Origin of the sequence: Intestinimonas butyriciproducens (genome assembly GCF_016901775.1) — a bacterium.
Taxonomy (GTDB): Bacteria; Bacillota; Clostridia; order Oscillospirales; family Butyricicoccaceae; genus Pseudobutyricicoccus.
The window spans coordinates 1-580 of the sequence record NZ_JACJKW010000049.1 but is presented as its reverse complement, the minus strand read 5'-3'; the positions used below and the strand labels follow the sequence as shown (position 1 = coordinate 580).

Sequence of the window (580 nt, the reverse complement as noted above, 5' to 3'; positions counted from 1 at the left end):
TGCTGGCGCCCAGGGCCGCAACGATGGTGATGGCCAGCAGAATGTTGGGGATAGCCAGCAGGATGTCCATGCAGCGCATGATCACCATGTCCAGCTTGCCGCCGAAGAAACCGGCCACAGAACCCAGCAGGCCGCCTACTATCAGCGAGAAGCACACAGCCACAAAGCTGATGCCCAAGCTCATGCGGGCCCCGTGGAAGATTCTGGCCAGAATATCTCTGCCCAGCTCATCGGTTCCGAAAGGATGAGCTGCCGAGGGAGACTGCAGTCTCTGGGCGATATCCTGCTTGATTACCACATTGTCATAGTCGAACAGCACGCCGGCGAAAATCACCATCAGGATCAGCAGGATGACGATCGCCAGGCCTACCATGGCGCCCTTGTTCCGTCTCAGATGACGCCATACATCATACATCTGGCCGTGCTTCTTTCCGCTGCCGGCTTCGGCAGCTGCGGCCGTATTCTTCTTTGCTTTGCTCATTTGCTCTTACCCCCCGACTTGTACTGGGACTTGATCCGCGGATCCACCATGCCGTACAGAATGTCAACGATCAGGTTGACCACGGAGAAGGTGGCGCAC

At 57.4% G+C, this 580-nt stretch carries 1 protein-coding gene; it reads right to left on the bottom strand.

From position 1 onward, the window contains the following. On the bottom strand, positions 1-481 hold a 481-nt coding region (locus tag H6A25_RS12525), incomplete at its 3' end, for an ABC transporter permease (protein ID WP_204752452.1). Positions 482-580 lie beyond the last annotated feature (99 nt).